A 24537-nucleotide genomic window follows, 5' to 3' on the forward strand; every position below is an offset into this window, starting at 1 on the left:
ACCTCCTTAATTATTGTTCTTCTACTGATACTAAGTGACTTACTTTATTAATTTGTCCACGAATTGCTGCGTTGTCCTCAACTGTAACAGATGAGTTGATCTTGTTAAGACCAAGCGCTTTAACTGTTTTACGTTGTGTTTCAGGACGTCCGATAACGCTTCGAGTGAGGGTAATTTTAATTTTAGTCATTGATCTGTTTCCCTCCTTAATTATATAATTCTTCTACTGATTTGCCACGTAAACGCGCTACGTCCTCAGCATTTTTTAAGTTTTGTAAACCATTCATAGTCGCACGAACCATGTTAATTGGTGTGTTTGAACCTAATGATTTACTTAAAATGTCAGTAATACCCGCAAGTTCTAATACGGCACGAACTGGTCCACCTGCGATAACACCTGTACCAGGTGCAGCTGGTTTCATTAAAACACTTCCTGAACCGAAACGTCCAGTAATTGTATGTGGTGTTGTACCATCCACACGCGTAACAGTAATTAAGTCTTTTTTCGCAGCTTCTACTGCTTTTTTGATTGCTTCAGGTACCTCTTGTGCTTTACCAGTACCGAATCCAACGCGACCATTTTTGTCACCTACTACTACAAGTGCTGTAAAACGGAAACGACGTCCACCTTTTACTACTTTAGCAACACGGTTAATCGTAACAACGCGTTCTTCAAATTCTTTAACTTCTTCTTCTCTACGAGCCATTTATATTGTCCCTCCTTTTAAATTAAAATTGAAGTCCATTTTCACGAGCTGCATCTGCAAGTGCTTTTACACGTCCGTGGAATAAGTATCCTCCACGATCAAATACAACTGCTTCGATTCCTTTTTCAATTGCTTTTTTAGCAATGACTTCACCAACTTTTGATGCCATTTCTACTTTTGCACCAGAAGCATCTACATCACTATCTTTTGTTGAAGCTTGTACTAAAGTTACGCCTTTAGTATCATCAATGATTTGTGCATAGATATGTTTATTTGAACGGTATACGTTTAAACGTGGCTTTTCGCTTGTACCTGACAATTTCGTACGAACGCGTGCATGTCTTTTTAAACGTACTTTATTTTTATCAATTTTAGTGATCATTTCAATACTCCTTTCTTTAAGAGTGATTTATTATTTACCAGTTTTACCTTCTTTACGACGAACATATTCACCTTGATAGCGAATACCTTTACCTTTGTAAGGTTCTGGAGGTCTCACGTCACGAATTTTTGATGCTGTTGCACCCACTAATTCTTTGTTGATACCTTCAACTTTAACTGTCGTATTTTTCTCAACTGAGAAAGTGATTCCTTCTTCAGCTTCGATCTCAACTGGATGAGAGTAACCTACGTTCAATACAAGGTTTTTACCTTGAACTTGTGCACGATACCCTACACCGATAAGCTCAAGTGTTTTTTCGTATCCTTTAGATACACCAATGACCATGTTATTGATTAACGCACGAGTTGTACCATGAACAGTTTTGTGTTCTTTTGAATCTGATGGTCTCACTACTTCTAGTGTGTTTTCTTCTTGTTTGTAAGTCATTTCTTCATTTAAAGTTTTTGATAATTCACCTTTAGGCCCTTTAACTGATACTGTATTACCTTCAATCGTTACAGTAACATCGCTAGGGATTTCGATAATTTTTTTACCAACACGGCTCATGCTATGGCACCTCCTTATTTATTTTATATTACCAAATGTAAGCTAATACTTCTCCACCAACGTTACGCTTTCTTGCTTCTTTATCAGTGATTACACCTTCAGAAGTAGAAACTAATGCGATACCTAAACCGTTTAATACTTTAGGTACTTCGTTCGCTTTAGCGTATACACGTAAACCTGGTTTAGAGATACGTTTAAGACCTGTAATTACGCGCTCATTATTTGAACCATATTTTAAGAATAAACGGATGACACCTTGTTTATCGTCTTCGATGTATTCTACATTTTTAATGAAACCTTCATTTTTAAGGATTTCAGCAATTTCTTTTTTAATATTTGATGCAGGTAATTCTAATTTTTCGTGACGCACCATGTTTGCGTTTCTTACACGTGTAAGCATGTCTGCAATTGGATCTGACAATGTCATAGTTGTTGCCTCCTTTCAAGAGTTAAAATTTTACCAGCTCGCTTTACGAATACCAGGAATTTGACCTTTATAAGCTAATTCACGGAAACAAATACGGCAAAGTTTAAACTTACGATACACAGAATGTGGACGTCCACATTGTTCACAACGTGTATATTCACGTACTTGGAACTTTTGTTTGCGTTGTTGTTTAGCAACCATTGATTTTTTAGCCATTTAATTCGCCTCCTTTAGAGATTATTTTTGAAACGGCATACCGAATTGAGTAAGTAATTCACGCGCTTCTTCATCAGTGTTCGCAGTTGTTACGATAACGATATCCATACCACGTACTTTTGATACTTTATCATAGTCAATCTCAGGGAAGATTAATTGTTCTTTTACACCTAATGTGTAGTTACCGCGACCGTCAAATGCATTTTTTGATACACCGCGGAAGTCACGTACACGTGGTAATGAAACTGAGATTAATTTATCTAAGAATTCATACATTCTTTCTCCACGTAATGTTACTTTCGCACCGATTGGCATACCTTCACGCAAACGGAATGTCGCAACTGATTTTTTCGCTTTTGTAATAAGTGGTTTTTGACCAGTGATTGCAGTTAATTCTTCAACAGCATTGTCTAATACTTTAGAGTTTTGTACTGCGTCACCTACACCCATATTCACAACGATTTTTTCGATTTTTGGTACTTCCATTACAGAACTATAGTTAAACTTTTTAACTAAGTTTTGTGTAACTTCTGAGTTAAATTTTTCTTTTAAACGGTTCAAAGTGGATCCTCCTTTCAACTAAATATTAGTTAGACTTAATTTCTTCGCCTGATTTTTTAGCGATTCTTACTTTTTTACCATCAACAAATTTATAGCCTACACGAGTAGGTTCGTTTGTTTTAGGATCTAAAATTTGCACATTAGAAACGTGAATAGCAGCTTCAGTTTCTAAGATTCCACCTTCAGGGTTTAATTGAGTTGGTTTTTGGTGTTTCTTAACGATGTTCACACCTTCCACAACGACACGGTCTTTTTTAGGTTCAGTTGCAACAACTTTACCCGTTTTACCTTTGTCTTTACCTGCAATAACAATGACGTTGTCACCTTTTTTGATATGCATGTGGGCACCTCCTTGAAATTTGTTATTTATCATTTACGTTCGATTATAGTACTTCCGGTGCAAGGGAAACAATTTTCATAAAGTTTCCTTCACGTAATTCACGTGCGACTGGTCCAAAGATACGTGTTCCACGTGGTCCTTTGTCATCACGAATGATTACACATGCATTTTCATCAAATTTGATGTAAGAACCGTCTTTACGACGTACACCTGATTTTGTACGTACCACAACAGCTTTAACAACATCGCCTTTCTTAACAACGCCTCCAGGTGTAGCATTTTTAACAGTTGCTACGATGACGTCACCGATGTTAGCAGTTTTGCGGCCAGATCCACCTAATACTTTGATTGTAAGTACTTCACGTGCACCAGAGTTGTCTGCTACTTTTAAACGTGTTTCTTGTTGGATCATGATTAAACCTCCCTTATCTTTATAGTCATTAAATGATTACTGATTCTTCGACGATTTCTACTAAACGGAAACGTTTTGTCGCTGATAAAGGACGAGTTTCTTGAATTTTAACGATATCTCCAAGTTTAGCTGAATTGTTTTCGTCATGCGTTTTATACTTTTTAGAGTATTTTACACGTTTGCCATATAGTTTGTGTGTTTTATATGTTTCAACTAAAACAGTTACCGTCTTATCCATTTTATCTGAAACAACTTTACCAACGTAAACTTTACGATCATTTCTTTCGCTCACTTTAGTAACCTCCTCTTTCAATCATTATTGATTTGCTTTACCTTGTTCTAATTCTCTTTCACGTGCAACAGTTTTTAGACGTGCAATTGTTTTTCTTACAGTTTTAATTCTTGCAGTCTCTTCTAATTGACCTGTAGCTAATTGAAAGCGTAGGTTAAAAAGCTCTTCTTTTGAAGTTTTGATTTGCTCTTCGATTTCTGAAGTGGTTAAGTCTCTAATTTCCTTAGCTTTCATTCGTTTCACCACCCAATTCTTCACGTTTTACAAACTTCGTTTTAACTGGAAGTTTGTGGCTCGCTAAACGTAATGCTTCACGCGCAACTTCTTCAGATACGCCTGCAACTTCAAATAAAATTCTACCTGGTTTAACAACTGCGATCCAGCCTTCAACCGCACCTTTACCAGCACCCATACGTACTTCTAAAGGTTTTTGTGTATATGGTGTGTGAGGGAAGATTTTAATCCAAACTTTCCCGCCACGTTTCATGTAACGTGTCATAGCAATACGAGCTGATTCGATTTGACGAGAAGTAATCCAAGACGTTGTTGTTGCTTGAAGACCGAACTCACCAAATGTTACAAAGTTACCGCCTTTAGAACGACCTTTTGTGTCAGGACGATGTTGACGACGATATTTTACACGCTTTGGTAGTAACATAATTATTTTCCTCCTTCACTATTTTTCTTAGTAGGAAGAACTTCACCACGATAAATCCATACTTTAACACCTAACTTACCATAAGTAGTGTCGGCTTCTGCATGTGCATAGTCGATGTCTGCACGTAATGTATGAAGTGGTACAGTTCCTTCTGAATATTGTTCAGCACGCGCAATGTCTGCACCGCCTAAACGACCTGAAACTTGTGTTTTGATCCCTTTAGCACCTAATTTCATTGCTCTGCTAATCGCTTGCTTTTGCACACGACGGAATGAAGCACGGTTTTCTAATTGACGTGCAATGTTCTCAGCAACTAAACGCGCATCAAGGTCTACTTTCTTAATTTCCACAACATTAATGTGAACTTTTTTATTAGTCAATTCATTTAATTTGTTGCGAAGTTTTTCGATTTCTGAACCGCCTTTACCAATAACCATACCTGGTTTACCAGTATGAATAGCGATATTAATACGGTTAGCAGCACGTTCGATCTCTACGTGAGATACTGATGCGTCTTTTAATGCTTTATCAATAAATTTACGAATTTTTAAATCTTCATGTAAAAGTGATGCAAAATCTTTCTCAGCGAACCATTTTGCTTCCCAATCACGGATTACACCAACACGAAGTCCGATTGGATTAATTTTTTGACCCACGGTGTTCCCTCCTTAATATTTTGATTAAGCTTCTTGAGCTTCCTCTTTACCATCACTTACAACGATAGTAATATGACTTGTTCTTTTGTTAATCGCGCTCGCACGTCCTTGTGCACGTGGACGGAAACGTTTTAATGTTGGTCCTTCGTTAGCATATGCTTCTTTTACAACTAATTGATCCGTATTCATACCGTAGTTGTGTTCTGCATTAGCTAAAGCGGACATTAATAATTTTTCTACTACTGGAGAAGAAGCTTTATTTGTTAATTTCAAAATAGCTACTGCTTCTCTTACATCTTTACCTCTAATTAGATCTAAAACTAATCTAACTTTACGAGGTGCGATTCTGATCGTTCTAGCAACCGCTTTTGCTTCCATTCGTATTTCCTCCTCTACTTACTAGAAATGGTTTATCTTCTTGTTTTCTTGTCGTCTGCAGCATGTCCTTTGAAAGTACGTGTCGGAGCAAATTCACCTAATTTATGTCCAACCATATCTTCCGTTACGTATACAGGTACATGTTTACGTCCGTCATATACTGCGAAAGTGTGTCCAATAAAGTTTGGGAAAATCGTTGAACGACGTGACCATGTTTTAATTACTTGCTTTTTCTCGCTATCGCCTTGCGCCTCAACTTTTTTCATTAAGTGATCATCGACGAAAGGTCCCTTTTTAATACTACGAGCCATAGTGGCGCCTCCTTTCTTATTATGTGCGTGCAGCAGTTACGCCGCACACCCAAATAAGCTATTTTTATTTTCTCTTACGACCACGCACGATAAGTTTATCTGAACGTTTTTTACCACGACGTGTTTTCTTACCAAGTGTTGGTTTACCCCATGGTGACATTGGAGATGGACGTCCGATTGGCGCACGACCTTCACCACCACCGTGAGGGTGATCATTAGGGTTCATTACAGAACCACGAACTGTTGGGCGTTTACCTAACCATCTAGATTTACCCGCTTTACCGATGTTAACAAGTTCGTGTTGCAAGTTACCAACTTGTCCAACTGTTGCGCGGCAAGTTGAAAGAATCATACGTACTTCACCAGAGCGAAGTCTTACAAGTACATATTTACCTTCTTTACCTAATACTTGTGCGCTTGCACCTGCTGAACGTGCAAGTTGTCCACCACGACCAGGTTTTAATTCGATATTGTGAATAACAGTACCCACTGGAATGTCCTTTAATGGAAGTGCGTTCCCAACTTTAATGTCGGCTTCAGAACCACTTTCAATTAATTGACCTACTTCTAATCCTTTAGGGGCAATGATGTAACGTTTTTCACCATCAGCATATACGATTAACGCAATGTTTGCTGAACGGTTTGGATCATATTGAATTGAATCCACTTTACCAGGAATTCCATCTTTGTTACGTTTGAAATCAATAACACGGTATTGACGTTTGTGTCCGCCACCATGGTGACGTACTGTCAATTTACCTTGGTTGTTACGACCCGCTTTTTTCGGTAGCGGTTGTAATAATGACTTTTCTGGTTCAGATTTTGTGATCTCAGCAAAATCCAAAGTAGTCATATTACGACGACCATTTGTAATTGGCTTATAATGTTTAAGAGCCATTGTCGCTTACCTCCTTATTGGTAATGATTTTATTAGTTAAATAAGTCGATTTGACCTTCTTTGAGCGTCACAATCGCTTTACGGCGTTTGTTTGTATAGCCTTGATAACGGCCCATACGTTTTTTCTTTGGTTTGTAATTGATAATGTTGACATTAGCAACTTTTACTTCAAAGATTTCTTCAACTGCTTTTTTTACTTGTGTTTTGTTCGCACGAACGTCTACATCAAAAGTATATTTATCTTCACTCATAGCCACAGATGACTTCTCAGTGATTACGGGGCGCTTTAGAATGTCTCTAGCTTCCATTATCCGAGCACCTCCTCAACTTTTTTAGCTGCTGCTTCAGTAATTAATACACTGTCAGCATGTGTAAGGTCTAATACGTTTAAACCTTCAGGTGTTGTGATTTGTACACCTGGGATGTTACGTGCTGATAACTCAACATTGACATCTTCACCCACTGTGACAACCAACACTTTTTTAGGTAATTCTAAGTTTGTTAATGTCGTTTTGAATTCTTTTGTTTTTGGCGCTTCTAAATTAAAGCTATCCACAATTTTGAATTCATTTTCTTGTACTTTGTAAGAAATTGCAGAGCGTAATGCTAGACGACGCATTTTCTTAGGCAATTTGTAGCCGTAGCTTCTTGGTGTTGGTCCAAATACAACACCACCACCACGCCATTGTGGGGCACGAATTGTACCTTGACGCGCACGTCCTGTACCTTTTTGTCTCCATGGTTTACGTCCACCGCCTCGAACAGCTGAACGATTTTTCACCGCGTGAGTCCCTTGACGTAATGACGCACGTTGTAATTTAATTGCTTCGAACAATACTTCATTATTAGGTTCAATTGCGAATACTGCATCGCTAAGTTCTACTGTTCCGGCTTTTGAACCATCAACTTTAAATACATCATAATTTGCCATTATGCATTTCCTCCTTTCACTACTAATTATGAATTAGCTTTAACCGCTGATTGGATTTGAACAAAACCTTTTTTAGGTCCAGGTACATTACCTTTAACTAAAATAACGTTGTTTTCCGTGTCAACTTGAACAACTTCTAAGTTTTGAACAGTGACTGTATTACCACCCATACGACCTGGTAATTTTTGTCCTTTAAATACGCGTGATGCATCTGATGCCATCCCTATAGAACCTGGCGCTCTGTGGAAATGAGAACCATGTGACATAGGTCCACGTGATTGATTATGGCGTTTGATTGCACCTTGGAAACCTTTACCTTTTGAAGTTCCTGTTACGTCAATAATGTCGCCAACTTCAAATGTATCTACTGAGACTTCTTGACCGACTTCGTATTCATCCACATTCATGTTTCTGAATTCACGAATGAAGCGCTTAGGTGCTGTGTCAGCCTTTTTAGCGTGACCTTCAGCTGCTTTAGTCGCATATTTGTTTGTTTTTCTACCTTTTTTATATGCTTCTTTGTTTTCGAATCCGATTTGGATTGCGTTGTAACCGTCAACCTCAACCGTTTTCTTTTGTAATACAACGTTTTCTTTTGCTTCTACTACTGTTACTGGGATTAAATTACCGTTCTCATCGAACACTTGTGTCATCCCAATTTTTCTTCCTAAGATTCCTTTGGTCATCGAAAGTCCACCTCCTAAAATTTTCTATTATAATTTAATTTCGATGTCTACACCTGATGGCAAGTTTAAGCCCATAAGCGCGTCAACTGTTTTTGGTGTAGGGTTAACAATGTCGATTAAACGTTTATGTGTACGTTGTTCGAATTGTTCACGTGAATCCTTGTACTTATGCACCGCACGAATGATTGTGTAAACTGATTTCTCAGTTGGTAATGGAATCGGACCAGAAACATCCGCTCCAGAACGTTTTGCAGTTTCAACAATTTTTTCAGCTGATTGATCGATAACACGGTGATCATAAGCTTTTAATCTAATTCTGATTTTTTGTTTTGCCATAATTTACCCTCCTTATTTCGTCTTCATTAAAGTGATAGACTTCTCCACGAAAACTATCTCACACAACGCCATGGCAAAGCGGCCGGGTGTGTCAGTAACCTTTCGCTTCATCGCATTTAAAAGTCCAACATTAGACATGATACATGAAAAATTTCAACTTCGCAACTATTTATGCAAAGTTTTTCACGTCTAATTCACATACCTCATTATTTTACTTGAATTAAGTGATAAGTTCAATACTTTCATGTAAATTTTTTACGCTTTTATTCTTACTTTTTGTTTCTTTTCTTTTAAACAACTATAATAGGATTAAATCGTTTTTAATGGCTCATATGCGTTTGTATGAATCCCTTTTAAATTTAGTATTGGGCTCTAAACGATACGATGCGTTCGCACATTATAATCAATTCATATGCTTTGACATATAAAGGAGTGACTCGTTTTGACTAAAAACGCTAAAACAGCTTTAATCATTTTATCTCTTATTGCACTTGTCTCCGAGTTTGTAACTGGTTTTCCATTTTTAGGAGGGTGGTACGTCCTTGCATTAGGGTGGCAACCATTGATGTTCAATGCCTTCATTTACTTCGTTATGGTTTTAATTTTTATTTTTGACCGTCAAAATACGATTCGTCCAATGCTCTTTATACCCGGGTTTGGAATTGTTGCCAGTATGCTTGCGTTTATTCCTATCGTCGGTATGCTGCTCCATTGGTTGATGTTTATCTTAGTTCTACTCTTGTTAATTGTTCTATTCATCACACCCGTGTATTTAAAATCATCGCAAGCCCGTGTGATTTATTCAAAAAAAACACGTCGCTAATCAAAAATCAATACACATTTTAAAAACGACGGGATGCATTCGTAAGGCGTACCGTCGTTTGATTGACTGATATATTCATCTAAGTTCCTCTTGCTTATCACCGCTAACCGAACGATACAGCAATTCCTCCACGCTACATATGTTTCTCTAGATAGCAATTTGAATGTCATACAGCATGACATTTTCCCTATCCTTTCGTAGTGATGCATTCAGTTGTGAATCATCAGTGCTTGTTTTTCATTGAATTCAGATGGCTCATATTAATAGGAAAAGACTGGCTATGCTTTGAGCGCACTTCCAGTCTTTTCGTCTATCTATTTTAGCCGTGTACAAATGCGAAATATAAAATAAAGATCACCATGAGTCCGTACATAATTGGATGAACTTCTTTATGACGTTTCGTTAACACCATAGTAATTGGATAGAAAATAAAGCCACATGCAATACCTGTTGCAATCGAATAGGATAGCGGCATCATAATAATGGTAATGAACGCCGGCACAGCCACTTCAAAGCGTTTCCAACTAATTTCAGCTAGATTGGATGCCATTAACACACCTACGACAACAAGTGCTGGTGTTGTCACAGCTGGTGTTACAACTGCCATTAATGGGTTGAAGAATAAAGCAAGTAAGAAACAGAAACCTGTAATAATACTCGCAAACCCTGTCCGCGCCCCTACAGCAACGCCCGAAGTAGATTCAATATATGACGTCGTTGTTGTTGTACCAAACACAGCCCCCACCATTGTCGCAAGTGAATCTGAGAATAAAGCGCGTCCTGCACGCGGAAGTTTGTTGTCCTTCATGATTCCCGCTTGTGAGGCAACGGCAACAATTGTACCTGCTGTATCAAAGAAATCTATAAATAAGAATGTGAGTATGACGATTAAAAATTGAATCGTGAATAATTGTGTTGGATCTTGAAACGATTCGAATGCTGCTCCAAATGTTGGCGCAATACTTGGGACTTTACCAACGATTGCATGAGGCGGTGCAATTTGTTGCGTCACTAAACCCGCAATCGCTGTCACGACCATCCCGATGAAAATCGCCCCTGGAATTTTCTTCGCATAAAGAATCACTGTAATCATAATACCAAAAACAGCGAGCAATACGTTAGGGTCCGTAATTTTACCTAATGTCACTAATGTCGCGTCTTGCTTTTGAATTAAACCTGAACTTTGTAAACCAACGAATGTAATGAATAAACCGATTCCAGCTGAAACAGCCATCTTCATTTCAAATGGGATTGCATTAATAATTGTTTCCCTTAAACCCGTTGCTGTAAGGACAGAAAAAATCAATCCCGAGAAAAACACACCTGTTAAACCTGTTTGCCACGGTATGCCCATTGTCAAAACAACTGTAAAGGCGAAGAACGCATTCAACCCCATCCCCGGTGCTAAAGCAATGGGATATCTCGCAATAATACCCATAAACAAACATCCCACAAACGCCGCCAATGCCGTTGCTACAAAAATTGCACCTTGATCCATTTTAAGATGCTCTGGCACATCCTTTACGCCAGCAAGGCTTAAAATTTGCGGATTGACAGCCAAAATATATGCCATGGAAAGAAACGTCGTTAAACCACCAAGAATCTCTCGACGATAATTCGTTTGGTGTTCATCAAATTGAAAGTACTTTTTCACTATTATTTTCTCCTTTAAATGAAATACTTCAATAGTCTAATACGTTTGCCATCGAATTTCAATACTTTTCCGAACTTTAAATTAAAAAAACCAATTTTCGTTCGATTTTTAATCGTATCAATTACAATTTCAACCCTTTCAACATCTCTTTAAACGGATTGTTTTCTAATTCATCTTCTTTCATGTATTTTTTCATTTCTCGTTTAGATACTTTATCTTTACCTTTATTTTTAAAGCGTTGATCCATATGTTCTTGTGTTTCAGTATATCCACAGACACAACGATACGTGGCCTGTTTCCCTATCCCGAACTTCGTCAATTTCTTTTTACATTGCGGACATCTTGCATTTGTTTTCACTTTGACACCTTTTTTCGTTTTACAAGATGGATCTTGACAGACTAGCATAGAACCGTTTTTCGTATTCACTTTTAACATCAATTTACCACAAGTTGGGCACTCGGCAGATGTTAAGTTATCGTGTCTATATTTTTGTTCACTCATTTTAATAGTCTCAATGATTTCGTGTGTAAAACGTTTCATTTCTTTTATGAACTGTTCAGCCTTATACTGTCCCTTTTCAATTTGTAACAGTTTGTCTTCCCATTCTGCAGTTAAACGTGGTGAAGTTAACGCGGGAGGCGCAAGTTCTAATATTTGTTTCCCTTTTGAAGTGACTTTAATTTTGCCATCCTGACTTTCAATTGCATTCATATTAAACAATTTGTCAATGATATCCGCACGTGTTGCAACAGTTCCAATCCCACCTGTCGCTTTAAGTGTTTGTGCAGATTTTTTATCTTTTAAATCAAAAAATTTATCCGGTCGTTCCATCGCTTTAAGCAATGTTCCCTCATTAAAATAAGCTGGCGGTGTGGTTTCATGAGCGACAATGTTCAATCGCCCGACTGAATATGTCTCTCCCTGTTGGAAGCGGACCGTTTTAGCTGTTACATCTTGATCTTGTTGCATTTTTTTAAAACCAAGGTCAGTCACGATTTGAGATTGATATGAAAATGGGTAACCCGCGATATCTACTTTCACTTGTTGAACCCGATAACGAAAGGCTGGTAATAAAGCTTCTAAAAATCGTTGTGCAATCATTAAATATATTTTTTGTTCGTTAGGTGACAAGTCGGCCATATTTGCACGGACTTCTGTTGGAATAATGGCATGGTGATCAGAGACTTTTTGGTTGTTAATGAATGCTAATTTTTTAGCAAAGGGTTGTTTGATCACTTCACGTGCATAGGGCATCAAATCTGTACCCATTGTCGCTTGTACGCGCTCTTTTAATGTATCGAACATGTCGGTCGTCAAATAATTAGAATCTGTTCGTGGATAGGTCACTAATTTATGACGCTCATACAATTGTTGAAGTGTATTCAATGTTTGTTTTGCCCCTAAACGGTACTTTTGATATGCCGCTTGTTGCAAATCAGTTAAATTAAACAGCGGATTCGGGTACGTTTTTTTATCCTTTTCTTGAACTTCAACGATTGTAGCTGTTCCATTTTTCACGTCTTGTACGATTGATTCTAATTGCTGACGTGCCATTATTCTTTTTTCATGTTGGTACGTCATTGCCACACCATTCACTTCCGCTTCCAATGTGAAGTATGTCTGTGGTTTAAAATTTTTAATCTGCGCTTGACGCATCGCAATCAGTTGAATTGTTGGTGTTTGAACACGCCCGAGTGACAGTTGTGCATCATATTTTGTCGTCAGTGCACGTGTCGCATTAATCCCTACAATCCAATCTGCTTCGCTTCTCGCCAATGCAGCTTGATATAAATCATAATAGGCGCGGCCATCTTTCAAATTTTTAAACCCTTCTTTAATGGCTTTCGGTGTGACAGAACTGATCCACAATCGTTTAATCGGCTTTTTTACATGGGCCTTATCAATAATCAGGCGAGCGACGAGCTCACCTTCACGTCCTGCGTCAGTAGCAATAATGATTTCTTTAACGTCCGACCGCTTCATTAAATGCTGTACGGTATTAAATTGTTTCTTCGTCTTTCCAATGACAACGGATTTCATTTGTTTCGGAATAATCGGTAAGTCTTGCAACACCCATTGCTGATATTTTTTATCATATTGCTCCGGTGTCGCATTGGTCACGAGATGCCCTAGTGCCCAAGTGACAATATATTTTTGATTTTCAAAATAGCCCTCTTTACGTGTTCCAACGTTTAACGCGCTCGCAATGTCGCGCCCTACTGATGGCTTTTCAGCGAGTATCAATGCCTTCATAATGACTTCTCCTCCAAATTTTTATTTATCGTCATTCCTATTTTTATTGTTCATAGGGATGTATGGCTTCGTATCAGGTTATTTTATCCCCTTTGCACCTAACATATCGCACTTTATTCCCTTACAAGTTACTTTCTTTTCATATATAAAAAACTTATAATAACCTTAAGTATATCATTAAGGAGGCACAGGATGAAGATATCTCAAGTCACTTCCACTCAAGCCGTTGCGTCATTTATACAAAAGCACGTAACAGAAGATTCCTCATACACAAACAAGTTACCATTAGATGACGAAGTGGCCCTACAACGTTTTTTAGTAGAAGTCACAAATGACTCAGGTCTATGTGTCGTAGAATCACAAGATGACATTCAGATGTTGCTCCTTTGTACGGCCTATTCTGAAAATCGATACAAAGTCATTGGACCTATCATCAAAACAGGTTATCAACCGACACCTGATGCATTGATACAACTATTTGACACGCTCACTGCACAGCACCTTCAACCTTCTACGTATTATTTTGCTTTTGCAGCACAACAAGAAAATACAAAAGCATTGATAAAGGCGATTGGCGCTTCGTATACATTTACAGATTATTATTTAGAAACAACTCAAGATTTAGGAGAGACTTTAAATAGCCACCATATGATTCCTTATTCCAAAGCGTATTATCGCTATTTTCAAAAATTACATGAAGATAACTTTACACATCATGCCATGACAGCAAAAGAAATTGTGTCGACTTTAGATGCACAACACGAGCTCGTCTTATATATGGCAGAAGGCATTTTGAAAGGATATCTTTATTTAGTTTATGATACAGCACAACAGCATGCAGAAATTAAATATTTCTCTAGTCATACAGATTATCGTTTGAAAGGCATTGCGTTTGACTTGATTCAACATGCGATTCATCGTGCACTGTCGCGCCCAGATATCAATCGCGTTTATTTTAAAATCCGCAGTAAAAATCATCGCCTTGTGGAGCGTTTTCATGAGCTTGGTTTCCGCATTACTTCAGAATATGAAAAGTATAAAATTTATAAATAAGATGACGATCAGACCCGTACGTAGCGTTTCATCCATCCGCTACGTACGATTTTTTATATGCTTATTCTAGATATACATTTGAGCATCACAGCAAATGTATTGACGTATGACCCCCGCCTTCTTCTCAACTTATCGGACAAACCAATATTGATAACAATAGAGTATCACGATACTGATTACAATCGTGACATTGCTCGCCATGGCGATCACGGGCAGTGTACGATATTTGAATTGTACGGCATAAGATAATGCCGCTACACCAACAGGAAGTAACCAAATCAACTGCAATGTCGTTTTAATCATGTCATCTTCGACAGGTAAGAAAAAGTAAACCAATGTCCCAAAGAACAGTCCAAATCCATAATGCAAAGCTAAGTATTTTAAAGTCAGTGGTAAAAAGCGACGTTCAATTTTAAAGTCCATCAATACACCTAGTAATATCATCGAAAGTGGCAAATTCGCTTGTCCTAAAATCTCAAAAAAATCAATCGCCATCGCCGGCAAATGGAGACTGAAAATGTTCAATAAAAGCATGATAAGGTAAGTCATGAGTGGCACTGACTTCACCATATTGAATCCAATCTGTCGTGGGTTCAAACCACCACCCACTTGTTTAAAATAGCTCGCAGCAAAGTAAGTCAAGCCGAACATCACCACTGCGCCACCAATATCTGCCATTCCGAAGTACAACAATCCTTTTTCAGGCCAAATTTGTTGTACAAGCGGGTACGCAAAAATACCGATATTTAACGCTGCCATCATCGTCGCTACTGTCCCTCTTACTTCGTTATTGTATTTTATAAACAGGTAGGCAATCAGTATTTTTGTGACGATTCCGTATAACACCATCATAACGGGCAAAACGGCTAATGATAAACTTAGATGAACATGATTTAAATTGACAATGACAACTGAAGGTAATGTGACATTCAGTACGAGCACCGAAATAACCCGACTATCTTTCCCATTAATGAAACCCAAACGTTTTAAGGTATAACCGAGTGCAATCAAAAATAAAATCATCAAAAATCGCTCTGTCATGCAATCCCCCCTTCAAATAAAGTTAATTTTATGTTGTTGTAAAAAGATTTAATTTAACAATACTTACATGCTATAATAGTGAAGATTGATATAAGGAGGTGCCGGCACTTTATGAACTTAGAACAACAGTTACAAGAGCTGAAAATGGATTATATACGTTTACAGGATGATCTTGAAAAACGTGAATCCACATCTCAACAAGTCGATCCACTCATTAAACAACTTGAACAACTTGAACTTCAAATGGCCACAGTTCGTCAACAGCTTCATCAGCAAGATCATTTATAGTGTGGCACTTGTTGTTCAAATTAAAATAGATGACATGCAACGTACATGTGATTCAATCGCTCAACTTCATGTGTCGTTCGCCAAGTCAAGATGCTGTCACTTTCAATCTTTATAGAATTTGTCCAACACTTGACTACTTCAGCAAGAAATAGAAAGGATGTACTTCATGTTAGCTTACTTAATTTTACTCCCTTTTATGTACCTAGTGGTGGGCTATATCAGTATTTTTAAAATGCGTATTTTAATGCCAAAACTACTACGTGTTATCATGGGCGTTTTGCTCATCATAGTGGTTGCCACTTCGCTTGTATACTACCCCGCAGAAACATGGTGGTTGTTTGTGGTGTTATTACTACTCATAGGTAATGTTGAAATTACAGCTTTCAAGCATAGAAAAAATGATGAAAAAGGTGTGCGTATTTTAAATATGATGACACTTTTTATTCTCGCCATTTATGTCATACTCGCATTTGTATTTGTCTAAGGTGGATGACAACAAATGTGTTCAAAAATTATCGACTGCTTGACCGACTAACGTTGTCCCCTTGCAATGATGACGTTAGTTTTTTGTGTGATTCTGCAATCCCAACAACCACTGATTTACAACAGCCTCCCTCATCAACATGAACCTAGTAAAAAGATAAAAAGACAACGACACCTATGCGCAACGTTAGTGACTCGGGCTACACGCGATAATCAACTTCGCGCGTTGGATCCTGCCCCCCATTGGTTAGTGTCGTTATCTTTATTGAAATTGCACTGACTTCACACCTATCAATGCAGCATTCGTATTAAGAAATCTAATCCTTCTAACATGCCTTCCTATTGGTGATACAGTCCTTTTAACGCAACGAGCCGTTCAATCGCTGTTTCAAGTTGGTCGTTATCAATAGCAAATGACAGTCGAACATAACCTTCACCCTCTTCACCAAACGGATGACCTGGCGCTGCAAGAATAGACTGCGTTTGTAATAAATACTCAATAAACGCATCACTCGAGAACTGATCAGGGCATTTTAACCATAAGAAAATACCGCCTTTAATTGGTTCATGAGGTATTTGCGCTGCATTCAAAGCCGCTTCAATTTTATCACGTCGCTGTCTGAACACTTCATTTTGCGCCTCTAAAACATCATCACACTCATTTAAAGCCACTGTACAAGCCTCTTGCAATGCACCGTACATTCCGGCTTGTGTGTGGGTATGGTACTTCTGAAGGTTCGCAATCATCTCTTCATTTCCTACTGCAAAACCTACACGATAGCCCGACATGTTATAGCCTTTTGAAAATGAAAAGACTTCGATTGCACATGATTTTGCACCTTTTGCTTGAAGAATACTTGGATTTGGCTGATCAAAGCCAAATGCTTGGTACGCAAAATCATGTACAATTTTTGTTTGTGTATCACGAAATCGATCGACTGTCTCTTGGAAAAACTCAGGAGTCGCTACCGAGCCGGTTGGATTGTTCGGATACGTTAAATAAATCAATTTTGTTTGTGTGGTGTCGACTTCATCCCACACGGGAATATAATGCCGCTCACTTTTTAATTTTAATGGCTTCGGAACACCTCTCGCTAGTAGGACACCGGCAAGGTAATCCGTATACCCTGGATCGGGTAACAAGACTTCTTCACCGGGCTCAATCACACAAGTCGGCAACGCCACTAAACCATTTTTAGTCCCATAAAACAAGCACACTTCTTTTTCTGGATCTAACGTCACATTAAATTGACGTTGATAGAAATCTACAATCGCCTGTCTGAAAGTCTCTCTCCCTTGAAAAGCAAGATACTTTTGATTTTCAGGTTTAACAATCGCTTCTTGAAGTGCTGTTAAAATGGGTGTCGGCGTATCTGCATCTGGAATGCCTACCGCTAAATTAATCAAAGGCAATGGCCCGTGCTCTATTTTCTTTCCCACTGTTTTTCCGAAATAACTATCAGGTATCTCATTTAAAATCGTTGTATAAGTCAACTTCCTCACTCCTCACATCTCTCCGAGTTAAAATCTCTTCTTTAAACGCATCATTAACGAGACGTCTCATTTTGAACGTATGCTTCCACAGATATAGAAAGGGCTGAGCACGAAATTTATTCGTTATCCCAGCCCTTTTTTATTCTTAAGATGAGACGATGTCCGTTCAGGGATAATGTTTTCATCTTACAAAAGGAACGCCGTTACGTCAATGCATTACGCCTTGTTTTTACGTCGAGATAATTTCTCTTTAATCGTAAATAAAATTTCATAAATGACAGGTACAACAATTAATGTGAGCAATGTTGAGGAAACTAATCCACCAATTACTGTTGCCGCTAAACCTTTAGAGATGAGTATCGAGTTGTCTTGACCAAAAAGTAATGGGATTAATGCGCCAATGGTTGCAATGGCTGTCATTAAAATAGGACGTATCCGTGTGCCCCCTGCCTCAATTAAAGCGTCTTTCATTGGTAAACCTGCGCTCTGATTATGAATTACACGATCGATCAGTACAATCGCATTCGTAACAACAATACCAATCAACATGAGTAAACCAATCATGCTCGGTACGGATAACGTTTCTCCTGTCAAAATCAGTGCCATGACAACACCGATAACAGTGTAAGGTAACGCAAAGAGTATTGTAAATGGCGCCAATGCACCTTTGAAAGTTAACACCAGTACTAAGTAGACGATAATAATCGCCGCTAACATCGCAATGGCCAATTGAGAAAAGGCCTGAGTAATATCTTCATTCGTGCCACCTAATGAGGTATGCACATCACTTGGTGTCTTTATGTGATTCAGTTGCTGCATCACTTCTTGTGAAATCGCTCCAACATCATTTCCAGTAATCGTGCCGGAAACCGTACTTACAAAATCTCCACCTTTTTTCACTAACGCATTCGGTGTAGACGTCTCTTTTAACGTGGCGATATCACTTAAAGTCAGTTTGACACCATTTGGAGCAGGAATTCGGAATTGCTCTAATTTTTCTTTCGTCCATTGCGTCTCTTTCTCGCGTTTGACAACCACTTGATAAGTTCGGTTGTCCTCTTTTACTTTTGAAATGGTCATCTGTGTCGCATTTTGATTGAGTATCATCGCCAACTGACCTGCTGTTATCCCCGCTTGTGAAGCTTTATTCGGGTCCACCTTCACTTCATATTGCGCATAAGTTTCAGTTAAATCTGATTTGACATTCGTGAGCCCAGCTATTTTTGACATTTTTTGTTCAATTGTTCTGACGGTGTTTTCAATCGCTGCTGTAGATGGACCCGTCACTTCAACGTTAAGCGTATTTGAAGCTACGCCCGTACCTAAGTCTAAATTTTTCCACTCCCCATCATGATGATACGTCTTAATGTGACGGAGCACACGTTCAGGCTCTGTTTTAAAATTGGGTGTATCTGAATCATACTTGACCATCATCGCCATATTATTCGTCGTACCGGTTGGGTCGACTGGTGACGGCCCTCCTACAGAATATTGCACATTTTGAACATGGCGTTGTGACAATAAATATTTCTCTACCTCTTTAGCATGTGCCAGTACTTTTTGTTCCGTTTCACCAGGTTTTGCTGTATAAGTTAAAGCCATGAACTTATCGTCACCCGATGAAATAAAGCTTGTACCGATATTCATGCTACCGAGTATGATACTTCCAACGAGTATCAATGTGCTTAAAATCATGACAATCCATTTATGATTTAAACTCCATTTCAACACTTTTTGATAACCTCTCCCCACTCTACCAAGTTCCGACCGGTGAGCACGTTGGGTTTTAAGTCCTTTCTTAAAGAAAAGTGCTGCTAACACTGGTACAATCGTTATCGACACGAGCAAAGATGCTAACAAACTAAAGGTAATCGCATATGCAAAAGGTCTAAACAGTTCTCCCACAGACCCTGTCACAAATGCCAATGGTGCAAAAACAACAATCGTCACAAGCGTTGACGACATAATAGGGATAAAGACTTCCTTAGTTGCTGACACAATGAGAGCATCCCCAACAAGCCGTTCATCTTTACGCGTTAAGCGTCGATAAATATTTTCAATGACCACGATAGAGTCGTCAATGACACGTCCCACTGCAACGGTCAGTGCACCTAACGTTAAAATATTGAGAGAAACATCTGTTAATTTAAGCGCCATCATCGCAATTAATATAGATAATGGAATAGAGACAACTGAAATGGCTGTCACTCTAAAATTTCTTAAAAAACAAAGGATCACGATAATCGCCACAATCGAACCGAGTAACGCCTTTTCAATCATTGTGTTAAGGGCATCAGTCACCGGTTTCGCCGTGTCCATAATTTTAACGGATTTCAAATCTGGATGATCTTTTATAAAGCTTTGGATTGTTTTGTCTACTTCTCTTGCAACTGCAACCGTATTAGCGCCTTGTGCTTTTATGATTTGGACATCAACAGCATCTTGACCATTCGTTCTTGAAATGGACTTACGTTCATCTGCACGTTTAATGTCTGCAAGCTCATCCAATGCAACAGATTGCGTCCGTTGATCATTTGACGGTTGTATCGCTGCTGAAGGCACCTGACCTTGCGAGGATTCTGTCCCTTGCGTCCCTTGAGATGATGCACTAGACGATTGAGCGGCGAGTGCTAATGGAATTTTCAAATTTTTTAAAGCTTCCACAGACGTGAATTGACCATCAATAACAACGGATTTTTCTGTGTCACCAAATTGAAATAATCCAAGTGCTGATTCTTGCGTTGCAGCTTTGATATAATCAGACACATCTTTGACATTGAGTCCCAATTTTTGCAATTGACGTTCATTAAATTGCACCGTCACTTTTCGTTCGGTTTGTCCATTGACTGTTGCCCGTTGAACACCATCAATCGTTTGCAATTTAGGGATTAATTGTTCTTCGACTGCTTTGGTCGTTACCGTAACATCATCTTTTTGATGCAGGAATGAATAAGCAACCACTGGAAAAGCATTCATCGTATTTCGTGTCAATTCAGGCTTTTCTGCCTGCTCTGGCAATGTGACTTTTTTTAACGCTTTATCTACATCCTGCTCTGCTTTATCCATGTTTGTATTCTCATTAAATTGAATTGTAATCATCGACGCATGAGAGAGCGATTGCGCTTTGACACTTGTTACACCGGCCATACCTCTAACCGCTTCATCTATAGGGTCACTGACTTCTTTCATTACCGTTTCAGGCGTCGCCCCTTGCATCACTGTTGTTACAGTCAGTTGTGGTGGCTCTGTATCTGGTAACAGTTCCAATCTCATTTTAAAACTTGCATAACTCCCACCAAGGATAACAAGTATCACCATTAATAAAATGGCAAATTTATTCGACAAAGAAAAATCAATCAGTTTTTTAACCATGTTCTTCTCTCCCTTCCATTCTCCCTTAATAAAAAACACGTATGAAACACAGTGGTTCAATATAATATTGTTCACTTCTTGTTGAATAGCGTAATAAAGTCACGCCCTGAACGATTGATAAAAGGCGTGTTCTGATGATGTCTTTGATTTATTATTTCAAAAAGCACTACCCTTATCTTATACACAGCAAGCCCCCATGCCTTGGTATTGTGTCTGTAAGTGTAGCGCTTTATATTTTTATTTTCGTTGTTGTCTTTCTTTTAAACGGCGAACCATTTTGATTTTAAGCTGTGTCAACTGTGGTTTGAATTGTTCAACGATTTGATAAATGATTGGATTAAGTACATAATCAAATTCTCCAATTTTTTCACTTAAACGCGTCCCCCATGATTTTTTAAACGCCCATAATCCATAATGACTCGAGTCTTTATCAGGTTGATTGTCTGTCCCACCAAAGTCATATGTCTTTGCGCCTTTTTCACGTGCAAACTGCATCATTTTAAATTGCATATGATGGTTCGGTAAAAAATCACGGTAATGGTTGGAAGAAGCCCCATATAGGTAATATGCTTTTGAACCCGTAAACATCAGTAACGCCCCTGACAAATAAATCCCCTCTGGATGTTTACTTTCTAGAGCCTCCATATCTTTAATTAAAGCATCATTTTTCTGCATTTTCTGCTCTGCATCTTTAATTTTATTACGTACTTTTTTGTTGTTTTGATCTTTTTCCGCTAATGCATTCACTTCCGCTTGTAACTTTTCCTGTTCTGCGGTTAATTCTGATAAAACAGGTCGAGGCTCGAGTTTAACTAAAAATAATTCTGCGTCCCCTTCTGGATGGAGTGCATCGTAAATCGTTTCGAAATAAGAGAAATCACGCGTCAAGAAGCCGTCACGCGCTCCTGTTTCTGCCATCAAATCCGCAAATATTTTTAAATCTTCACGGCCTTTGCGCTCGACTTTCGTCCCTCGCTTTAAAGCCAGTCGCACCTTTGAACGATTTCTGTTATCAAAACTTTGGATTAATGCCTCATCTGATTGATCAATAGGGGTAATCATTGTCATCCGAGGTTGAATATAATCTTTAGCCAAGCCTGCTTTAAAACCTTTATGACGAAAGCCCATTTGTAATAAATCTCGAACGACCGTCATACCGTGATCCACCTCTACATCTGGATCAATTTTAATCGTATAAGCTTTTTCAGCTTTGGCTTCTTTAATCGCTTCAGCTAATAATGCTTTCACTGCATTGATGTCCGTATAATCAACGACGAAACCACGCGAAGCATAACATATTGTAAAGGGCGTGCGTGGAATTTTTTTAAACAGTAATTGCGCAACACCTTTTATTTCCCCATTTTCTCCTACAGCAATACGTTTAGCGTACCAACCGGTTAACTGCTTTGTCTCTCCCCATTTTGTTAACTGTAATAAGTCTCCAGTAGGATGTGTTTTAACAAATGCATCATGTGCTTGATCCGTAATATTCATGCGTTTCATTTCTCGTATAAAACTCCTTTTGTTATCGTCTGACCTTTTTTTCTAGTATAATCATTGACACACATACTGGATGCTTGTCATTGTATGTACTTCATTTTTCTGGAGGTGTCACTATGCGTCAATTGATTTTAATCTTATTATCACTCATCAATATTATCTTTGTGATTTTCAGTCTTATTTTTCATATAGGTATCGATTTTTTAAGTTTGCGTATCATTTTTGTCGCTTTTTCATTTGTCTTAGGCCTTTATTTCATCCTTCTTCATCAGACCAGACAACAATTAAAACTCGCTGTGTTCACTGTTGGGGTGACCACGATTCACATTTTACTCATCCTGCATGCCGTATACACAACGATTTATGTGTGATGTGGAATAAATTGATAACTCGCCCCTCGTGTGCGAATGGCAATCGGTGCATCAATCGATTGATCAAGAAATTGAATGCCTTCAATCTCATTTTCCTTGCCTTCCGTGATTTTAAATTTCACTGTGCCTTCCCGTCTTTGAAGGATTGTATAACGTTCGCTAGATTCAATTTCTTCCATATCAAACCAATGCTTCCAATGATTGACCATCGTTTGCCTTTGGTAAGACGTTAAAGCAATCATATCTACAGTTAAATGCGTGTGGAAATAGGGTTGGAATTCTGCTTCCCGCGCTTCATCCGATTTTTGCCATTCAATAAAAAATGGCATCATCACATCGAATTGATGATGATTAATATATAATAACTGCCAGTGAATGACGTCACCTTTTTTATTTTCACGCGTCATCTTCAGTGGCCCCACCGTTTCAAGTCCTCTTTCTTCAAGCTGTGCTTTTAGCTGCATGAGATTATGCGTTCTAAAACATATTTTTTTGAAGCCTTGTTTGTATCCACTATCGATAATTGACGTCGCAAACGAATGTTTTCCGGCATCTGATTTTGCTTGCTGTTTCACTTTTCCTTGATGAAAAATATCTAATAATTCAATATATGTTAAATCAATATGGACAAGGCGGTTAAATGTACCGAGCGCCTCATGTTGACCCCCGTTTTGAATTTCCAAATATTTCCCAGGAAACTCGAATTGATTTAGTCCATCGATATAATGAATCACGTGATCAAATTCTATATCTAACATGTGTATGCCTCCCAATTCTCATGCTATAATCTTATTCTATCAAATAATTTAGACGTGGGACAGAATTCTCATACATTCAAAGACAACGTTATTCTTTTGAATGACATCTTTTCTCTATACCCATTGCAGTTGAATATAGTAGTATAATTAAAACAAATATTTCAAATTAATGAGAGAGGATGACATCATGCACCCTTCACTACTTTTTGATCAGTTCACACAACTTTATCGCCCTTATATCAAATTGATGCAACCGTTACTCGATCAATATCAGCTTCATCCTGCACAATGGCTCGTGATGAAAGATATTGCAATAAGTCCTGGTACAACACTCGTTCAAATATCGAAGCGACGTTCGATCGAAAAACCGACGACGCGAAAAGTGCTCAAAGCATTAGATGCACAAGGATGGCTTACCGTGTGTCCTGGAGAAATCGATAAAAGAGAAAAATTGTTATATTTATCTCCGTCAGGCCAAGACATTCACAAACAGCTTTCTCGACAAATCAGTCAATTGCAAACAGAGATGTTAGAGACACTCTCCATGTCAAAAGACGAACTCAATCAACTTGCTGATCAGCTTGAAAATATTTATCAAACGATTAGACATCACCTTCAAACTGAAACGTCTTAACCTTAAACCTTCATCTCATCATGTGAACATATGATGGATGAGGGATCCTCGCCT

The 24537-nt window shown here is 38.4% G+C and carries 33 protein-coding genes; 6 read left to right on the top strand and 27 right to left on the bottom strand.

What is annotated here, in order from left to right; genetic code table 11:
• Nucleotides 1-10 precede the first annotated feature (10 nt).
• From rpmD to rpsJ, 20 genes are all read right to left on the bottom strand, one after another.
• Complete coding sequence (gene rpmD / locus B5P37_RS03235) at nt 11-190, bottom strand: 50S ribosomal protein L30 (RefSeq protein ID WP_085236872.1); 180 nt, start codon at nt 188-190, stop codon at nt 11-13.
• A 16-nt stretch (nt 191-206) separates the two neighbouring features.
• On the bottom strand, nt 207-707 hold the full coding sequence (rpsE, locus tag B5P37_RS03240; protein WP_085236873.1) for a 30S ribosomal protein S5: 501 nt from the start codon (nt 705-707) through the stop codon (nt 207-209).
• A gap of 22 nt (nt 708-729) precedes the next feature.
• Nucleotides 730-1089, bottom strand: a complete 360-nt coding sequence (gene rplR / locus B5P37_RS03245) for a 50S ribosomal protein L18 (RefSeq protein WP_085236874.1) — start codon at nt 1087-1089, stop codon at nt 730-732.
• Between the two features lie 30 nt (nt 1090-1119).
• Nucleotides 1120-1656, bottom strand: a complete 537-nt coding sequence (gene rplF / locus B5P37_RS03250) for a 50S ribosomal protein L6 (RefSeq protein ID WP_085236875.1) — start codon at nt 1654-1656, stop codon at nt 1120-1122.
• A gap of 28 nt (nt 1657-1684) precedes the next feature.
• Nucleotides 1685-2083, bottom strand: a complete 399-nt coding sequence (rpsH, locus tag B5P37_RS03255) for a 30S ribosomal protein S8 (RefSeq protein WP_014613226.1) — start codon at nt 2081-2083, stop codon at nt 1685-1687.
• A 30-nt stretch (nt 2084-2113) separates the two neighbouring features.
• Complete coding sequence (locus B5P37_RS03260; protein WP_085236876.1) at nt 2114-2299, bottom strand: type Z 30S ribosomal protein S14; 186 nt, start codon at nt 2297-2299, stop codon at nt 2114-2116.
• 21 nt (nt 2300-2320) lie between these two features.
• Nucleotides 2321-2860 (bottom strand): 50S ribosomal protein L5, encoded by a 540-nt coding sequence (gene rplE / locus B5P37_RS03265; protein WP_085236877.1) that lies wholly within the window; start codon nt 2858-2860, stop codon nt 2321-2323.
• A gap of 25 nt (nt 2861-2885) precedes the next feature.
• Complete coding sequence (gene rplX / locus B5P37_RS03270) at nt 2886-3200, bottom strand: 50S ribosomal protein L24 (RefSeq protein ID WP_085236878.1); 315 nt, start codon at nt 3198-3200, stop codon at nt 2886-2888.
• Nucleotides 3201-3243: 43 nt separating this feature from the next.
• Nucleotides 3244-3612: a 50S ribosomal protein L14 gene (gene rplN / locus B5P37_RS03275; RefSeq protein WP_014613222.1), complete on the bottom strand. Its 369-nt coding sequence runs from the start codon at nt 3610-3612 to the stop codon at nt 3244-3246.
• Between the two features lie 28 nt (nt 3613-3640).
• A complete protein-coding gene (gene rpsQ / locus B5P37_RS03280; RefSeq protein ID WP_037567114.1) occupies nt 3641-3904 on the bottom strand; it encodes a 30S ribosomal protein S17 in 264 nt (87 codons plus the stop codon).
• Nucleotides 3905-3928: 24 nt separating this feature from the next.
• Entirely contained in the window at nt 3929-4138 is a 210-nt protein-coding gene (gene rpmC, locus B5P37_RS03285; RefSeq protein ID WP_085236879.1) for a 50S ribosomal protein L29, read from the bottom strand.
• Nucleotides 4128-4562 (bottom strand): 50S ribosomal protein L16, encoded by a 435-nt coding sequence (gene rplP / locus B5P37_RS03290; protein WP_016426356.1) that lies wholly within the window; start codon nt 4560-4562, stop codon nt 4128-4130. The genes rpmC and rplP overlap by 11 nt, the downstream gene beginning before the upstream one ends.
• A 2-nt stretch (nt 4563-4564) precedes the next feature.
• Nucleotides 4565-5218, bottom strand: a complete 654-nt coding sequence (gene rpsC, locus B5P37_RS03295; RefSeq protein ID WP_085236880.1) for a 30S ribosomal protein S3 — start codon at nt 5216-5218, stop codon at nt 4565-4567.
• A gap of 24 nt (nt 5219-5242) precedes the next feature.
• Nucleotides 5243-5596: a 50S ribosomal protein L22 gene (gene rplV / locus B5P37_RS03300; RefSeq protein WP_085236881.1), complete on the bottom strand. Its 354-nt coding sequence runs from the start codon at nt 5594-5596 to the stop codon at nt 5243-5245.
• A gap of 32 nt (nt 5597-5628) precedes the next feature.
• Nucleotides 5629-5907: a 30S ribosomal protein S19 gene (gene rpsS, locus B5P37_RS03305; protein WP_014613216.1), complete on the bottom strand. Its 279-nt coding sequence runs from the start codon at nt 5905-5907 to the stop codon at nt 5629-5631.
• A 64-nt stretch (nt 5908-5971) separates the two neighbouring features.
• Nucleotides 5972-6805 (bottom strand): 50S ribosomal protein L2, encoded by an 834-nt coding sequence (rplB, locus tag B5P37_RS03310; RefSeq protein ID WP_085236882.1) that lies wholly within the window; start codon nt 6803-6805, stop codon nt 5972-5974.
• A 32-nt stretch (nt 6806-6837) separates the two neighbouring features.
• Nucleotides 6838-7113 (bottom strand): 50S ribosomal protein L23, encoded by a 276-nt coding sequence (gene rplW, locus B5P37_RS03315; RefSeq protein WP_085236883.1) that lies wholly within the window; start codon nt 7111-7113, stop codon nt 6838-6840.
• Complete coding sequence (rplD, locus tag B5P37_RS03320) at nt 7113-7736, bottom strand: 50S ribosomal protein L4 (RefSeq protein ID WP_085236884.1); 624 nt, start codon at nt 7734-7736, stop codon at nt 7113-7115. The genes rplW and rplD overlap by 1 nt, the downstream gene beginning before the upstream one ends.
• A gap of 26 nt (nt 7737-7762) precedes the next feature.
• On the bottom strand, nt 7763-8422 hold the full coding sequence (gene rplC, locus B5P37_RS03325; protein ID WP_085236885.1) for a 50S ribosomal protein L3: 660 nt from the start codon (nt 8420-8422) through the stop codon (nt 7763-7765).
• A gap of 27 nt (nt 8423-8449) precedes the next feature.
• Nucleotides 8450-8758, bottom strand: a complete 309-nt coding sequence (gene rpsJ, locus B5P37_RS03330; protein ID WP_001118667.1) for a 30S ribosomal protein S10 — start codon at nt 8756-8758, stop codon at nt 8450-8452.
• Between the two features lie 442 nt (nt 8759-9200).
• On the opposite strand from rpsJ, the gene B5P37_RS03335 reads away from it, so the two are divergent.
• Nucleotides 9201-9581, top strand: a complete 381-nt coding sequence (locus B5P37_RS03335; RefSeq protein ID WP_085236886.1) for a hypothetical protein — start codon at nt 9201-9203, stop codon at nt 9579-9581.
• Between the two features lie 319 nt (nt 9582-9900).
• On the opposite strand, the gene B5P37_RS03340 is transcribed toward B5P37_RS03335, so the two are convergent.
• The gene (locus B5P37_RS03340; RefSeq protein ID WP_085236887.1) at nt 9901-11235 is read right to left on the bottom strand and encodes an NCS2 family permease; all 1335 of its coding nucleotides are present in this window, start codon (nt 11233-11235) and stop codon (nt 9901-9903) included.
• Nucleotides 11236-11356: 121 nt separating this feature from the next.
• On the bottom strand, nt 11357-13489 hold the full coding sequence (locus B5P37_RS03345) for a DNA topoisomerase III (RefSeq protein WP_085236888.1): 2133 nt from the start codon (nt 13487-13489) through the stop codon (nt 11357-11359).
• Between the two features lie 192 nt (nt 13490-13681).
• Between B5P37_RS03345 and B5P37_RS03350 the strand changes: the two genes are divergently transcribed.
• Nucleotides 13682-14542, top strand: coding sequence for a GNAT family N-acetyltransferase (locus tag B5P37_RS03350; protein ID WP_085236889.1), 861 nt, complete (start codon nt 13682-13684; stop codon nt 14540-14542).
• A gap of 129 nt (nt 14543-14671) precedes the next feature.
• Here B5P37_RS03350 and B5P37_RS03355 read toward each other — a convergent pair whose 3' ends face one another.
• Nucleotides 14672-15583 carry an AEC family transporter gene (locus B5P37_RS03355; RefSeq protein ID WP_085236890.1) on the bottom strand — a complete coding sequence of 304 codons (912 nt, stop codon included), beginning with the start codon at nt 15581-15583 and terminating at the stop codon, nt 14672-14674.
• Nucleotides 15584-15694: 111 nt separating this feature from the next.
• Between B5P37_RS03355 and B5P37_RS11905 the strand changes: the two genes are divergently transcribed.
• Together B5P37_RS11905 and mspA are read left to right on the top strand one after the other, a co-directional pair.
• Entirely contained in the window at nt 15695-15871 is a 177-nt protein-coding gene (locus tag B5P37_RS11905) for an SE1832 family protein (RefSeq protein ID WP_169710771.1), read from the top strand.
• Nucleotides 15872-16037: 166 nt separating this feature from the next.
• Nucleotides 16038-16355: a membrane stabilizing protein MspA gene (mspA, locus tag B5P37_RS03360; RefSeq protein ID WP_085236891.1), complete on the top strand. Its 318-nt coding sequence runs from the start codon at nt 16038-16040 to the stop codon at nt 16353-16355.
• A 338-nt stretch (nt 16356-16693) separates the two neighbouring features.
• On the opposite strand, the gene B5P37_RS03365 is transcribed toward mspA, so the two are convergent.
• The 3 genes from B5P37_RS03365 to B5P37_RS03375 form a co-directional block, all read right to left on the bottom strand.
• Nucleotides 16694-17848, bottom strand: coding sequence for an aminotransferase class I/II-fold pyridoxal phosphate-dependent enzyme (locus B5P37_RS03365; RefSeq protein WP_085236892.1), 1155 nt, complete (start codon nt 17846-17848; stop codon nt 16694-16696).
• A gap of 216 nt (nt 17849-18064) precedes the next feature.
• Complete coding sequence (locus tag B5P37_RS03370; protein ID WP_085236893.1) at nt 18065-21220, bottom strand: efflux RND transporter permease subunit; 3156 nt, start codon at nt 21218-21220, stop codon at nt 18065-18067.
• Nucleotides 21221-21457: 237 nt separating this feature from the next.
• The gene (locus B5P37_RS03375; RefSeq protein WP_085236894.1) at nt 21458-22723 is read right to left on the bottom strand and encodes a lipid II:glycine glycyltransferase FemX; all 1266 of its coding nucleotides are present in this window, start codon (nt 22721-22723) and stop codon (nt 21458-21460) included.
• A 113-nt stretch (nt 22724-22836) separates the two neighbouring features.
• Here B5P37_RS03375 and B5P37_RS03380 point away from each other — a divergent pair, with 113 nt between their 5' ends.
• Nucleotides 22837-23091 (top strand): hypothetical protein, encoded by a 255-nt coding sequence (locus B5P37_RS03380; protein ID WP_085236895.1) that lies wholly within the window; start codon nt 22837-22839, stop codon nt 23089-23091.
• Here B5P37_RS03380 and B5P37_RS03385 read toward each other — a convergent pair.
• Nucleotides 23082-23849, bottom strand: a complete 768-nt coding sequence (locus B5P37_RS03385; protein ID WP_085236896.1) for a VOC family protein — start codon at nt 23847-23849, stop codon at nt 23082-23084. The two genes, B5P37_RS03380 and B5P37_RS03385, sit on opposite strands and share 10 nt — an antisense overlap.
• 187 nt (nt 23850-24036) lie before the next feature.
• On the opposite strand from B5P37_RS03385, the gene B5P37_RS03390 reads away from it, so the two are divergent.
• Complete coding sequence (locus B5P37_RS03390; RefSeq protein WP_085236897.1) at nt 24037-24483, top strand: MarR family winged helix-turn-helix transcriptional regulator; 447 nt, start codon at nt 24037-24039, stop codon at nt 24481-24483.
• The last annotated feature ends 54 nt before the right edge of the window (nt 24484-24537 follow it).

The sequence above is a fragment of the Staphylococcus lutrae genome (assembly GCF_002101335.1).
Lineage (GTDB): Bacteria > Bacillota > Bacilli > Staphylococcales > Staphylococcaceae > Staphylococcus > Staphylococcus lutrae.